At 64.3% G+C, this 677-nt stretch carries 1 protein-coding gene; it reads left to right on the forward strand.

Going from position 1 to position 677, the window contains the following annotated elements; translation table 11 throughout:
- On the forward strand, positions 1 to 627 hold a 627-nt coding region (locus IF809_RS38685), incomplete at its 5' end, for a transposase (protein WP_462840096.1).
- Positions 628 to 677: the final 50 nt, after the last annotated feature.

Below are 677 nucleotides of genomic sequence, written 5' to 3' on the forward strand. Positions count from 1 at the left end.
GCCAATGTGCACGACTCGATCGTCTATCTGGGCAGGCTTGACCGCCAGCGAGAGCGCTTTGACTTTGACGTCGGCGCCGTCGGGCTCGATGCTGGCTACGCTACCTCAGGCATCGCTCAGGGCCTGGAGCAACGCGGCATTCTCGGGGTCACCGGCTATCGCCGCCCAACCCCGCCGCGCTCAGGCATGATGGCGAGCAGCCAATTCCACTACGACGCGGCTGTGGACGGCTACCGCTGCCCGAAAGGTCAACTGCTGGCCTATGCCACAACCGACCGCACAGGCTACCGCCACTACAAGAGCGAGCCGGCGATCTGCCGGGCTTGTCCGTTGCTGGCCTCCTGCACATCGAGCAGCAATGCCACCCGTCTGATCATCCGCCATGTCTGGGCCGACGCGCGCGAACGCACCGATGCCCATCGGCTCACCCCCTGGGGTAAACGCATCTACAAACGCCGCAAAGAGACCGTCGAGCGTTCCTTCGCCGACGCCAAGCAGCTTCACGGTCACCGCTACGCCCGCTTCCGGGGCCTGCTTGCCGTCACCGGCCAATGCTTGCTCGCCGCCGCCGCCCAGAACATCAAAAAAATCGCCCTCGCTCTCACCCCTCGGCATGCTCCGGCCTAAACCGGCCTCAAGCCTTCTCCAAACAAAAAACCCGCCGAAAAATCGACGGG

The sequence above is a fragment of the Bradyrhizobium sp. UFLA06-24 genome, from assembly GCF_054967145.1.